Annotated in this window: 6 protein-coding genes; 3 read left to right on the top strand and 3 right to left on the bottom strand. The window is 65.3% G+C overall.

The window, feature by feature from the left end; all coding sequences use genetic code 11:
* Positions 1-2,697, top strand: a complete 2,697-nt coding sequence (locus F3J39_RS04215) for a response regulator (RefSeq protein WP_104084963.1) — start codon at positions 1-3, stop codon at positions 2,695-2,697.
* On the top strand, positions 2,697-4,901 hold the full coding sequence (locus F3J39_RS04210) for a sugar-binding domain-containing protein (protein ID WP_166713848.1): 2,205 nt from the start codon (positions 2,697-2,699) through the stop codon (positions 4,899-4,901). The genes F3J39_RS04215 and F3J39_RS04210 overlap by 1 nt, the downstream gene beginning before the upstream one ends.
* 33 nt (positions 4,902-4,934) lie before the next feature.
* On the opposite strand, the gene F3J39_RS04205 is transcribed toward F3J39_RS04210, so the two are convergent.
* On the bottom strand, positions 4,935-5,471 hold the full coding sequence (locus F3J39_RS04205) for a YbhB/YbcL family Raf kinase inhibitor-like protein (RefSeq protein WP_233207423.1): 537 nt from the start codon (positions 5,469-5,471) through the stop codon (positions 4,935-4,937).
* Between the two features lie 121 nt (positions 5,472-5,592).
* Here F3J39_RS04205 and F3J39_RS04200 point away from each other — a divergent pair, with 121 nt between their 5' ends.
* Complete coding sequence (locus F3J39_RS04200) at positions 5,593-10,005, top strand: ATP-dependent helicase (RefSeq protein WP_166713847.1); 4,413 nt, start codon at positions 5,593-5,595, stop codon at positions 10,003-10,005.
* On the opposite strand, the gene F3J39_RS04195 is transcribed toward F3J39_RS04200, so the two are convergent.
* Positions 9,987-12,098, bottom strand: a complete 2,112-nt coding sequence (locus F3J39_RS04195) for an FUSC family protein (protein ID WP_039384337.1) — start codon at positions 12,096-12,098, stop codon at positions 9,987-9,989. The two genes, F3J39_RS04200 and F3J39_RS04195, sit on opposite strands and share 19 nt — an antisense overlap.
* A 302-nt stretch (positions 12,099-12,400) precedes the next feature.
* Positions 12,401-13,513 (bottom strand): beta-propeller fold lactonase family protein, encoded by a 1,113-nt coding sequence (locus tag F3J39_RS04190; protein WP_145339084.1) that lies wholly within the window; start codon positions 13,511-13,513, stop codon positions 12,401-12,403.
* Positions 13,514-13,583: the final 70 nt, after the last annotated feature.

Here is a 13,583-nt window from a genome sequence, read left to right as displayed (position 1 = left end):
ATGCCGGAAAGCCTGTTACCCAAAGCGCTCGATTCCCTGCGCGCCGCGGTGCTGATGTATGACGCACAGGAGCGGCTGGTGGCGTATAACCAGCAGGTAGTCTGTTTCTACCCCGGAATGGAGCAGCGGATCCGCGTCGGCATGACGCTGACCGAGCTGGCGCAGGATTTTATCGCTTCCGCCTACATGACAGAGGATGACCGCAGCCGTCAGGCGATGATCGATAACCTGATAAGCCGCTGCCGGCTCGACAATCACAGTGAGATGCGGCGCATCGCTAACCGGCAGGTGTTTGTCCAGCATAACCGCACGCCTGAAGGCGGCATCGTCAGTCTGCATATTGACGTCTCGGGCTATACGCTGATTGACGCATCGCGGCGGCAGCTGCACGCTGACTTTGTGCTGGCGGCGGAATCGACCCAGATTGGCATCTGGGACTGGCAGCAGCAGCACGATCTGCTGCAGGTCAACGATGCGCTGCTCAATATGCTGGGCTATCCGCGTGAAACCTGGCACTACAGCGCCACTTTTCTCGATACGCTGCTGCACCCGGACGATCGCGAGCCGCTGCAGCAGCTGTTTGCCTCCGCCAGCAACAAACAGCTGCCGGTATTTGAACGGGAAATTCGCCTGCTGCACCGCAGCGGCAACTATCGCTGGATGCTGCTCTCCGGTCAGGTGGCCAGCGTCACGGTCAGCGGCGAGACGGAACGCGTCATTGGCACGCTGCAGGATATTACCAAGCGCAAAGAGGCAGAGCAGCTCTCGCTGCAGGCGATTGCCGCTGCGCACGCGGCCAATGAAGCCAAAAGCGCGTTTCTGGCGAACATGAGCCATGAGATCCGCACGCCGATGAACGGCATTCTGGGTATGACCCAGCTCTGTCTCGACACCCGGCTGACTGCGGAGCAGCGCGAGTACATGACGCTGGTCTATCACTCAGCCCACACCCTGCTGCGCATCATTAACGATATTCTCGACTACTCCAAAATAGAGGCGGGAAAAATTGAGCTGGATGAAGAGCGGTTTGAGATCCGCCCGTTCCTGCACGCCGTGGCGCGGCCGCTGATGCCGGCCGCCAGCGAAAAAGCGCTGGAGCTGCTGATTAACGTCACCCCGGATGTTCCCGCCACCTTTCTCGCTGACACCGTACGCCTGCGCCAGATCCTGACCAACCTCATCAGCAACGCGCTGAAGTTTACTCATCAGGGCGAGGTTGAACTGGCCGTGACGCGCGATGCCACGCACAACCGGCTGCGCTTTCAGGTGCGCGACACCGGCATCGGTATTCCACCGGAGAAGCAGCAGCTTATATTTGAATCGTTCAGCCAGGCAGACACCTCGACCACCCGCAAATATGGCGGCACCGGGCTCGGGCTGACCATCTCTGCCCGGCTGGTGGAGCGGCTGGGCGGTTCGCTGACCGTACAGAGTGAACCGGGGCGCGGCAGCACGTTTACCTTCTCTCTGCCGTTGCCGGCAGAGACAGAGAGCGATCCGGTGCGGCATTCGCCGCGCCTGGCACCGTTACCGGTACTGGTGGTGGATGACAACGCCACTAACCGCCATCTGCTGAGCGACATGCTGCGCAATATGGGTCTGCAGCCCAGCCTCGCCGCCAGCGCCGCCGATGCGCTGGCGCTGCTGCAGGCGCAGCCGGACTTTCCGCTGATCCTGCTGGATGCGCAGATGCCCGATCGGGATGGCCTTGACCTGGCGCGGGAGATCCGGGCAAACCCGCAGCTGGCAACCAGTCAGATTATTATGCTCAGTTCAATGAGCCGGGCGATGGATGCAGAACAGCTGCGGCAGCTCGGCGTGAATAAGTTTCTGGCTAAACCGATCGATCAGCGTGAGCTCTATGACGCGCTGGCGGGTGCCTCCGGGCAGCGCCAGCCCGCCAGCAGTGCGGAAAGTGCGCCGGCCAGCCCCGTGGCCGACCCCGCCACGCAGGCGCTGCGCATTCTGCTTGCCGAGGACAATCTGGTGAATCAAAAGCTTGCCGCCCATTTCCTCACCCGGCTCGGTCATGAGTTCGCCATCGCCGGTAACGGGCTGGAGGCGCTGACGCTGCTGGAGCAGGATGGCTGGGACCTGGTGCTGATGGATCTGCAGATGCCGGAGCTGGATGGTGAAAAAGCGACGCGTCTGATCCGCGAACGTGAAGCCGCCGCATCGCCGCCCCGCCACCAGCGCATCATTGCCATGACGGCGCACGCGATGAAAGGCGACCAGGAGTACTGCCTGCAGAATGGCTTTGATGGCTACGTCGCCAAGCCGGTTAGCCAGGAGATGCTGCATCAGGAGATCAGCCGGGTCATGGCGCTGCCTGACCCGGCGGCAGGCGACACGCCTGCGCCAGCCGGCAACGCCGCCGCGCTGGCGCAGCAGCTTGGGCTGGACGCGACGCTGCTGCACGAACTGCTGCTGCTGTTTGCCGATTCGCTGACGGAGATCGAAACGCAGCTGCTGACCGCGCTGAGTGAAGGCGACTGGACGAGCGCGTCACGCCACTGCCACAAGCTGCGGGGCGAAGCCGCCATATTTGGATTCACAGACTTAACCCATACGCTGCAGACCGCTGAAACGCAGATCCGCCAGGGTGACGCCATCGATGCCGCCCGGCTGCGCGAAAGCCTGATACACGAGTGTACGCGGGTGCGTCAGCAGCTGCGCGCCCTGCTGGAGGAGAAGTGATGCGTGGTTTACTGTCCCTGTTACTGATAGTCAGCCTGCCCGCAGCCGCAGCCAGCGAGGTGCCGGTCAGCTGGTCGCTGGCCGGACAATGGCGCGTGCATGACGCGAATACGCCCGGCTTTGAGGGCTGGCGCGAAGCGGACAGAAAATGGCCGACGCTGCGCGTCCCTGCCAACTGGTATAGCGCCGGTCGCGATCATCAGGGCGCGCTCTGGTACCGCCATGAGTTCTCGCTGCCGCCGCTGCAGGCGGACCAGCGGGCGACGCTGGAGTTTGACGGGGTCGATTACATGGCTGACGTCTGGCTCAACGGCCGGCGGCTGGCGCAGCATGAGGGATATTTCCAGCGCTTTGCTGTCGATCTCACTGACAGCCTGCGCCGCTACAACCGGCTGGCCGTGCGGGTCGACAGCCCGCGCGAGGCGACGCCGGGCACCTGGCCGCTGCACAAGAACCTGATGAAAGGGATCCTGAACCAGCACGATACGCGTCCCGGCGGAGCCTGGAGCGATCGCGGTCAGGAGGCGAACTCCGGCGGCATCTGGGCGCCGGTACGGCTGCGCATCAGCCGGGGGGCAACGATCGATCGGCTGATCCTGCGTCCCGACTGGTCTCAGGGGCTGGCGCAGCCGCAGCTCTCTGCCGGGCTGCACTACCGCGCCCCGGTCGCGGCTGACGTCACGCTGACCCTGCGCGCCACACCGGATAACTTTCCCGGCCAGGCGTTTGAGCTGCAGCAGCGCGTACGGCTGGAGGCGACCGGCGATACGCCCGCGCATCTGCAGGTCACGCTGCCGATGCCGGCGGCGCGGCTGTGGTGGCCGGTGGGCTACGGCAAACCCCATCTTTATCAGGTCAGCGCCACGCTCCGTGACGATCGCGGCGTGATGGATCGGCGCAGCAGCCGCACCGGTCTGCGCAAGGTGGAGGCGCTGGAAAATAATCAGGGCTGGCGCATCAACGATCGGCGGATCTTTGTTCGCGGCACCAACTACATCGGTTCCCCGTGGCTCAGCACCATGAACAAAGCGCGCTATCTGCGCGATTTTACGCTGGTGGAGAAGATGAACGCTAACGCTATCCGCGTGCATGGTCACGTGGCGGGCCGGGCGCTTTATGAGGCGGCTGACGAACGCGGTCTGCTGATCTGGCAGGATGTGCCGCTGCAGTGGGGCTATAACGACTCTGCCGCCTTTGCGGATAACGCGGTGGCGCAGACCCGCGCCATGACCGCGCAGTTTGGCAACTCGCCGGCTATCGTGGTCTGGGGCGGCCAGAACGAGCCGCCGTTTAACTCGCCGTGGATGGAGAAGCGCTTTCCCGACTGGCATAAAGATCTTAACCGCACCCTGACCCGGCGTGTGGCAGACGCGCTGGCGGAAGATCGCAGCCGCATTGTGCATCCTTACTCTGCTGTGGAGGAGCACTACTGGGCAGGCTGGTATTTTGGCACGCTGAATAATCTGCTTGAGCCGGCGAAAACGGCCACCGTCACGGAGTTCGGTGCGCAGGCGCTGCCCGATCTGGCCACCCTGAAGAGCATCATTCCGCGCCGCGAATGGTGGCCAGCCTCAACCGAACCCGGCGATCCGCTCTGGACGCGCTGGAAATATCACAATTTCCAGCCGATCCAGACGTTTAAAAACGCGGGCATCAGCCGGGGCAAGAACATCCATGACTTTATCAAAAACACCCAGCGCTATCAGGCGCAGCTGGTCGCCGTGGCTGCCGAGAGCTACCGGCGGCAGCGCTTCCAGCCGGTGACCGCGCTGTTTCAGTTTATGTTTGTGGAAACCTGGCCCTCAATCAACTGGGGCGTGGTGGATTACCTGCGTCAGCCGAAAGCGGGCTATTACGCCCTGCAGCGCGCCTACCAGCCGCTGCTGCCCTCTATCGATCCGCATACCCTGAACTGGCAGGCCGCCAGACCCGGCGCGCTGTCACTCTGGGTGATTAACGATCTGCCGCAGGCGTTTCCGGCGCTTACGCTGCGCTGGCGCGCCACTCAGCAGGGTCATCTGCTCGCGCGCGGTGAACGGCAGGTCGCGGCGGCGGCTGATACCGGCAGTAACGTGCTTGATGTGCCGCTCACCCCCGTCAGCGCTACTCCGCTGCGGGTGCAGACCTGGCTTATCGACGCACAGGGTAAAACGCTGGCAGAAAACCAGCTGGAGCTGGAGGTGGCACCCGCCGACGCCAGATAACTGCCCGCCCGGCACGGCAGCGGGCGTGGCGGTTTACTCATCGTTGGTAAAGCGACCGACGCGGGTGGCGCCGGCGAGCGCGTGACCTTTAAGCTGAGCGATCAGCGCATCATGCGTCAGCCCGGCCGGCAGCCTGTCCGGCGGCAGATCGGTGGCGATAATCACAAAGTTGTAGTGATGCATGCCGCTGCCCGCAGGCGGACAGGGTCCATAGTAGTGCGCCGTGCCTGGGCTGTTGGTGCCGCCGGTATAACCGGTTCCCCTGCTCAGCTCGCCGCGCGCAAACTGCTGCCGATCCGCCGGAATGTTATAGGCGACCATATGCACCACGCCCAGCCCTTTCGCACCCACCGGATCGGTCATCAGCAGCGCAAAGCTGCGTGTGCCCGGCGGCGCATCGCGCCAGCTGAAGGCGGGTGAGAGGTTCTCGCCGCTGCACGCCGGATTGCCCGGTTTATTGCCGGCAAACGCCTTCTGCAGCATACCGCCATCCTGAAAATCGGGCGACTGAAGGGTAAATACCGGCGCGGCCAGCGCGCTGACCGGCAGCGCCAGCGCCAGTAACGCCATTTTTACGCTGTTCATAACAAGCTCCCGTAATAAATCGCTGAGCATCAAGTATATAACCTGTTCAGCCGCGCGCGGGCGACTACACTGCTAATCGCGCCCTCTTACCCGCAAGGAGTCCGGGATGTCTGTCCCACCGCTGTCGCACTTTCTACCCGCCACGCGCCTGTGGTTTACACAGACGTTCGATCAGGCGACGCCGGTTCAGCAGGCGGCCTGGGAGGCGATCGCCGGCGGCAGCCATACGCTGGTTGTGGCGCCGACCGGCTCCGGCAAAACGCTGGCGGCGTTTCTGCACGCCATCGATGCGCTGTTTCGCGAGCGCAGTCCGGATGTCGCCGTTGCGCACGAAGAAACCACGCGCGTGCTTTATATCTCGCCGGTTAAAGCGCTGGCCGCCGACGTGGCGCGCAACCTGCAGCTGCCGCTGGCGGGCGTCAGCGCATGTCGTCAGCAGCAGGGCGAGCCGGCCATCACGCTCCGTTGCGGGATCCGCAGCGGCGATACCCCGGCGCGCGAGCGGGCAGCGCTGCGCCGCCATCCGCCCGATATCTTAATCACCACGCCGGAGTCGCTCTATCTGCTGCTGACCTCGCAGGGGCGCGATACGCTGCGCGGCGTCACCAGCGTCATCGTTGATGAAATTCATGCGCTGGCGGGCAACAAACGCGGCGCCCATCTGGCCCTGTCGCTGGAGCGGCTCGATGCGCAGCTGGCCCGGCCGGCGCAGCGTATCGGGTTATCCGCAACGGTAAACCCGCCGGAGACCGTGGCGCGCTTTCTGGCCGGTCGCCGCCCGGTCACTATCGTCAACCCGCCGCTGCCGCGCCCGCTGCAGCTTCGCGTCACGGTCCCGGTGCCGGATCTCACGGCTCCTCCGCCGCTGCCGGGGAGCGAAAGCGAAGCCGGCGCGCTCTGGCCGCATCTGGAAGCGGGAATACTGGCGGCGGTGCTGCGCCATCACACCACGCTGGTGTTTACCAACTCGCGCGCGCTGGCGGAGAAGCTGACGGCGCGCCTTAACGCCCGCTGGCAGCAGCAGCAGCAGCGCGACGACGCCGCAGAGATCGCACGCGCGCACCACGGCTCCGTTGCCCGGGAGCAGCGCCTGCTGATCGAGAGCGCGCTGAAGAGCGGTGCGCTGCGCTGCGTGGTGGCCACCTCCAGCCTGGAACTGGGGATCGATATGGGCAGCGTCGGACAGGTGATTCAGGTCGGTACGCCGCCGTCGGTCGCCAGCGCCCTGCAGCGCACCGGACGCGCCGGACACCGGCCGGGCAGCACGCCGCAGGGGGAATTCTGGCCCCGATCGCGCAGCGATCTGCTGCAGACGGCGGTGATCGTCACGGCGATGCTGGCGGGCGAAACGGAGCCGCTGACCGTGCCGGAAAACCCGCTGGATATTCTTGCCCAGCAGACCATCGCTGCCGCCGCCATAGCGCCGCTGGAGGCTGGCCGCTGGTTTAAGCAAGTCACGCGCAGCGCGCCTTTTCTGGCGCTGTCGCGGCACGATTACGATGCGGTGCTGGCGATGCTGACGGGACGCGACGACACTGACGCTTTCGCCCTGCTGCGCCCGCGGCTGATCCACGATCCGCAGACGGATCGCATCACGGCCCGGCCCGGCGCAAAGCTGCTGGCGATTATGCACGCCGGCGCCATTCCCGATCGCGGCAGCGTCAGCGTGATGCTGCCGGAGGGTGAGGCGCAGGCCGGTACCCGCCGCGTGGGCGAGCTGGATGAGGAGATGGTTTACGGCTCGCGCGTCAATGACATCGTGACGCTGGGAGCCACAACCTGGCGTATTCAGCAGATTATGCGCGACCGGGTGATTGTCACACCGGCACCGGGACGCACCGCACGGCTGCCGTTCTGGCAGGCGGATGCGCCCGGACGCGCCGCATCGCTCGGCGCGGCGCGCGGCCGCTATCTGCGTCAGGCCGCAAACGGCACGGCAGAAGACCCGGCGCTGGACGCGCACGCCCGGCGTAATCTGCAGACGCTGCTGCGTGAGCAACAGGTGGCGACCGGACAGCTGCCGGACGATCGCACGCTGCTGATTGAGCGCTGTGCGGACGACAGCGGCGACTGGCGCATTATTCTGCACTCGCCGTGGGGCAGACGCGTACACGCGCCCTGGGCGCTGGCGCTGGCCGATCGGCTCGCGGAACAGCACGGCATAACGGCTGACGTGGTCGCCAGCGACGACGGCATTGTGACGCGTCTGCCGCCGCATGCCACATTTTCACTTTCCGACTGGCTGCAGTTTACGCCGGATGAGTTACAGCAGCGGGTCAGCCGCGCCGTCAGCGGATCGCCGCTGTTTGCCGCCCGCTTTCGCGAATGCGCCGCCCGCGCCCTGCTGCTGCCGGGTCAGCGTGCCGGGCAGCGCACCCCGCTCTGGCAGCAGCGGCTGCGCGCCGCAGAGCTGTTTGACGCCGTGCGGCCGTTCCCGGATTTTCCGCTGCTGCGGGAAACCGCGCGTGAATGCCTGCAGGATGTCTATGATCTGCCCGCGCTGCAGCAGCTGATGGCGCAGATCCGCGCCGGAGAGGTGCAGCTGCGCGAGGTAACAACTGACGCGCCCTCGCCCTTCGCTGCCGCGCTGCTGACCGGCCATCTGGCTGACGCCGACCGCCGGGCGGTGCCGCAGGCTGAGCAGCTGGCCGCACTGCTGGCGCTGGATACGTCACTGCTCAGCGAGCTGATCGGGGCGCTGCCGCCAGAGCAGCTGCTGGACGCAAACGTCATTGCGCAGACGGAAGCGCTGCTGCAGCGCCTGACGCCAGCACGCCAGGCTACCGGCGAGGAAACGGTGGTGGATCTGCTGCGCGAACTGGGGCCGCTCAGCGCCGGAGAGATAGCCCGGCGCTACCGGGGCGCGCCGCCGCTGGCAAACGTGCTGGAGACCCTGCAGCAGGCGGGCCGGATCCTGCCGGTTACGTCTGGTGCGCAGGCCTGTTTTGCGGTCGCAGAAGATGCCGCCCGCCTGCAGGTGCTCTCCGGTGGCGGCAGCGCAGTGCCGGAGAGCGCGGTTCGCCCGCTGCAGGGGCTGGTCAGCCGCTATCTGCAGACGCACACGCTGGTAAGAGCCAGCCAGGTCGCCCGGCATTTTGGCCTCGACGCCGGCACGGCAGAGAGGCTGCTGGCGGAGACGCCGGGTGTCGTCAGAAGCGAACCCGCCTCCGGCGGGGTGCAGTGGATAGCCGCGCCGGTATTCCGGCGTCTGCGGCTGGCATCGCTGCAGGCGGCGCGTGAGGCGACCCAACCCGCTGCGCCGGCGGCATGGGTGCAGGCGCTGACGGAGCGCCACGCGCTTACCGCCCGGCTCAGCGGTACAGAGGGTCTGCGCCGGGTCATCGCGCAGCTGGCCGGCGTGGCCCTGCCTGCCGGGCTTTGGGAGAGTCAGATTTTTCCGGCGCGTATCGCTGATTACCAGCCCGCGCTGCTGGATGAACTGCTGGCGAGCGGCGAGGTGCTCTGGCGCGGCAGCCGCGCAGCCGGCACGCGACAGGAGCGGGTGGAACTCTGCCCGGCTGACGCCGGTGCCGCAATCATGACGCCACCGGCGGAGACGCAAGTCGTGACGCTGTCACCTCTGCAGCAGCGGATCGTGGCGCACCTGCAGCAGTACGGCAGCGCAACCTTCCGGCAGCTGCAGCTCGCCACCGAGAGCGACGCCGGTGATGGTGCGTCACCGGAAACCGACGCGGCGCTGTGGGATCTGGTGTGGCGTGGCTGGATCACGTCGCAGAGCTGGCAGCCGCTGCGGATGCCGCCGCTGCGCAGCAAACCGCGTCCGGCACGCCGTCGCCGCATGGCCGGACGCCATTTTGGCGCGGCACCCGGCGGCGCCGGGCGTCCGGCCCTGGCCGCCACCGTGACGCTGCCCGGCAACTGGACGCTGCTGAATATCAGACCGGCGTCCGATACGGTGCGGGCGCTGGCGCTGACCCGCGCCCTGCTGGACCGCAGCGGCGTGGCAACGCACGGCGCCGCCCGCAGCAGCGCGATCCCCGGTGGTTTTCCGGCGCTGCAGCCGGTGCTGCGCGCGATGGAGGATGCCGGACACCTGCTGCGCGGGCGTTTTGTCAGCGGCATGGGGGCCGCGCAGTTCGCTGAGCCGGCGCTGATTGAGCGTATCCGTCAGCTGCAGCGCGCGCCGTCCGCTGCGACGCTGGCGCTGGCTACGCTGGATCCGGCTAATCCGTTTGGCACCCAGCTGCCGTGGCCGCTGACCCTCTCCGGGACGAAACCGCTGCGGCGCAGCGGCAGCTGGGTGGTGCTGTTTCAGGGAGAGCCGCTGCTCTGGCTGCCGCCCGGCGGTAAACAGCTGCATACGTTTATGGCAGATATATCGCCGGAGATCCTGCAGCAGGCGCTTGGCGCGCTAGCCGCGGCCCTCCGGCGCGAGCCGCGCCTGCGCTTTACGCTGGAGCAGATTGATGGTTCTCCGGCCAGCCAGTCGCCGCTGACGGCGCTGCTGAAACCGGCAGGCTTTGCGCGCGTACCGGGCGGCTACAGCTGGGATGGCTGAGCGCGCAGGCGCAGAGCGTGCTGCTGCAGGGCGGCGCGCTGGCCGGCGGTCGCCTCCGGCCACGCCAGCTGCGGAAACAGATAGAGCCGGACGCTGAACAGATGAAACAGCGGCGTAAACAGGCGTTCATCATCCAGCGCCAGCGCTTCCAGCTGCAGCAGCAGCAGATCCAGCGTCTGCTGCAGTTCAGCGTGCGGGGCGCTCTGCAGCGACTTCAGCCGCTGCTTCAGAAAGCGTCCCAGCTCATAGAAAAACGCCCCGCTGTCGAGCAGGTAATTACCCAGCAGCACCCGGTGCCGCGCATAGTAGTCGAAGCTGTTGACGCCCAGCCACACCTCATTAAGCAGCATACCGGCGCTGCTCATATCTGACTGCGGATCGAGACGCAGACGCGGCAGCACCATGTTGACCTTATCCAGCATCAGGCTGATAAAGCGCTGCCGGGCCGGCAGGGATGAGCCGTTGCGCTCAATCTCCTTAATAAAGCGCAGCAGCTCGCGCAGTCCGCGCCGCACCGCGCGCCGCGCACTCCACGACGGCCGCTTGTTGCGCATAATGGCCGTGGCGATCGCGGCAAACAGGACACCGGTCACCGAGGCGATGGCGTTATTCACCAGCAGCACCAGATCCGGCTTCAGATGGTGACCAAAACCGATCAGTCCCGGGATCTGAATCGCCACGCTCAGGCCAATCAGGTTGGTTGCCGGGCGGGCGATTGTCAGCGCCAGCATAATAAGCCCCGGCGCCATGCAGATTATCAGCGCCTCAAACGAGGTCGCCTGCGGCAGCAGCAGCGCGACATACACCAGGCTGATACCAATGGCGATCAGCACGCCGCGCACGAACAGCTTCATCGAGGTGAGCGGCGTATCGAGGCTGGCGAAAAAAGAGCTCAGGATCGCCGCCATAACCGGGGCAGAGGCGCCGTCGCGCCACCCGCTTCCCATCCACAGCAGGCAGCTGCCAAAGGTGGCGCAGAAAGCGGTCAGCGCCGAAAGACGGATAAGCCCGCGATCAAAGAAGCGGTGGGTGCGTCTGCCGCGCGCCAGTGCGGTGTCACCCGACAAATCGCTCACCATGCCACTGACGCTCTGATACGCCCCGGCGATGCGCACAAAGTCGATCATGCGCTCCAGCAGCCCGCTCAGCAGCAGGCAGTGTTCCACCGGCAGCTCGCCGGCGCGCCACGCCGCGTTGATCTGCGCCTGCCGGTGGGTCAGCTCCAGCTGAATGCCGATCACATCGCCCGGCGCTTCTCCGTCGCTGAGCCACTGCAGGAACTGCTGAAATCCCTGCGCCACATAGTCAGGCAGCAGGATATTGCGTGCGGCCAGGCGCTGCAGGCGCAGCTCGATGGCGGTCAGCGTCGGGATAAGATAGGAGAGATGCTGATACTGCGCGCTGACTAAGCGGATCAGCCGCCGGGCAGCGTCACCCTCATAGACGCAGTGGGTGATCAGAATTTCCACCTGCTGCGGTGCGGTAGCCATCTGCGTCAGGATCGCTTCCCGTTCGGGCGAGACGGCGCTAACCGGCCCGGAGAGCAGATCGTGACAGAGCCGGCGGCCGGTGAGATACCACTGCGTCACGCTCTGCTCCAGCAGGCTGCGCATGGAGACCGGAAACAGCAGGCCGTGTATCAGGCTGCTGCAGACAATGCCTAAGGTGATCTCTTCAATACGCGACAGCACCGTGCTGGTAATGCCCCACGGCGTGTAAACTTCCGGAAACCCCATAATCGCCGCGCTGTAGCCCGCCAGCATAAACACATAGCTTTTGGGCGTCCGGTCATGCAGTGAGAGCCAGAGACAGCCGCTGACCCAGAGTGAAATCACCAGGCTGAACAGCAGCGGATGCGCCACCGTCAGCGGAAAAATCAGAAAGATAAACAGGCCGCCCAGCAGCGTGCCGAGCAGACGAAACAGCGATTTAGAGATGGTCGAGGCGGAGTAGAGCTGCGAAGCGACAAACACCGTCGTCAGCGCCCAGGCGGGGCGATCCAGGTTAATCTCCAGCGCCAGCCAGAGCGCCAGAAACGCAGCGAGCGTGGTTTTTAAGGCAAAGAACAGAGCGGGTCGGGTAAGCCACGGCATGTCACAGGGACCAGAAGGCACTAAGTGCGGCGTATCCTGCCAGATTGCTGCCTGCGCTCACGCAGATAACTACGACAAATTGTTTCGTCATCAAAATTTATGCTGGATGATACGCCCCGCGTGTGCGGTTATCCGTTAACGCCGCTTATCGAAGCTGCCGGTGCCGCAGCGACCAGCGTAGTGGCTGCACGGCACCGGAGGGAATCGTCCGGTTAACAGATAAAATGTGTCGGCGATCACATTTCTCAGCTGTGCGGCGGCTCCATAAAATTATTTTGTGCAGACCGCCGCCTGCACAGCCGTCAGTAGTGCACGATCGTCACCCAGTTGGCATCGCTGCCCACCGGCGCTTCACCGGTGCGCGTCAGCGCCCCGCTTTGTGGATCGATGCGGTAACTGCCAATCACCGCGCTCTTCTCGCCGCTGACCACCAGCCCGCGTCCGTCCGGGGTAATGGCAAACCCGCGCGGCTGCTTCTCCACCGGCCAGCTGCCCGCTAACGTCAGCGCCCCGCTCTCTGCATCTACCCGGTAGCCGCTCAGCGTACTGCTGGTGCGCTCGCTGACGTAGAGAAAGCGCCCGTCCGGCGTGAGATGAATATCGGCGGCCCAGATACGCGGCGTGGGATCGCTGTATCCCGGCGGCCGTTCGCGCCCCTCTGCCAGATGATAAGAGGCGGCAACCGCGCTGGGGGATTCAGCAACTTTTACCAGCGCCCCGTTCGCCTCACGCCGGAACTGCGTGATCACCCCGCCCATTTCGCCAATGTTATACAGAAAGCGCCCGTCTGCGGACATTACCGAGTGGCGCGGGCCGTTGTTTTTAGCCGTAGCGACATACCCGCTGCCGAGCGCGGCCAGCGTGCCGCTGTCGCTCAGCGTCAGCTGCAGCACGCGGTCGGTGCCGAGGTTGCCGACATACACCGTTTTGCCGGCTGGATCCGCAATGGCCGAGTGAGCGGCAGGCCCGGTGGCGTACCGGCTCACCGGCGGTGCGCTGAGTGTCGCTTCCGGCGTCAGCCGGTATACATCAACGACGTTACCATCATACGAAGCCGCCAGCAGAAAACGCCCCTGCGGCTCAGCGACGATCCAGGGATAACTGGCGGCGGCGGGCACCTGCTGCTTCTGCGTCAGGTCGCCGCTGCGGCGATCAATCACCCAGCTTGCCAGCTGCAGCGGCTTGCTGCGGATCGCCGCATAAAGATGGGTTTTATCGGTGCTGAGCGCCAGCGGCATCACCTTGCCGTCCGCCGGAGTATGGCCCAGCAGGTGCAGAGCGCCGTGCTGATCCAGACTGTAGCGCGCAATCGTGCCGTCGCCGGCTTCTGAAACATAGACGTAAGTCTGCGCCAGCAGCGGCGTACTGCCTGCCAGCGTCGCCAGCAGCAGCGCGGCGCGTAACGGTTTTATCATAACAATCTCCGGGTCAGGAAACGGCACATGCGAAGCAGCACGGTCCGGGGGGATCTGGCAATCGGTCGCT

Origin of the sequence: Pantoea sp. Acro-807, from assembly GCF_011752675.1 — a bacterium.
In the GTDB taxonomy this organism is placed as follows: domain Bacteria; phylum Pseudomonadota; class Gammaproteobacteria; order Enterobacterales; family Enterobacteriaceae; genus Pantoea; species Pantoea eucrina.
This window is presented reverse-complemented; position numbering and strand designations above follow the sequence as displayed.

Coding starts and splice junctions, on each gene's coding strand:
- F3J39_RS04215 (WP_104084963.1), top strand. CDS start 1: ATGCCGGAAAGCCTGTTACCCAAAGCGCTCGATTCCCTGCGCGCCGCG.
- F3J39_RS04210 (WP_166713848.1), top strand. CDS start 2,697: ATGCGTGGTTTACTGTCCCTGTTACTGATAGTCAGCCTGCCCGCAGCC.
- F3J39_RS04205 (WP_233207423.1), bottom strand. CDS start 5,471: ATGGCGTTACTGGCGCTGGCGCTGCCGGTCAGCGCGCTGGCCGCGCCG.
- F3J39_RS04200 (WP_166713847.1), top strand. CDS start 5,593: ATGTCTGTCCCACCGCTGTCGCACTTTCTACCCGCCACGCGCCTGTGG.
- F3J39_RS04195 (WP_039384337.1), bottom strand. CDS start 12,098: ATGCCGTGGCTTACCCGACCCGCTCTGTTCTTTGCCTTAAAAACCACG.
- F3J39_RS04190 (WP_145339084.1), bottom strand. CDS start 13,513: ATGATAAAACCGTTACGCGCCGCGCTGCTGCTGGCGACGCTGGCAGGC.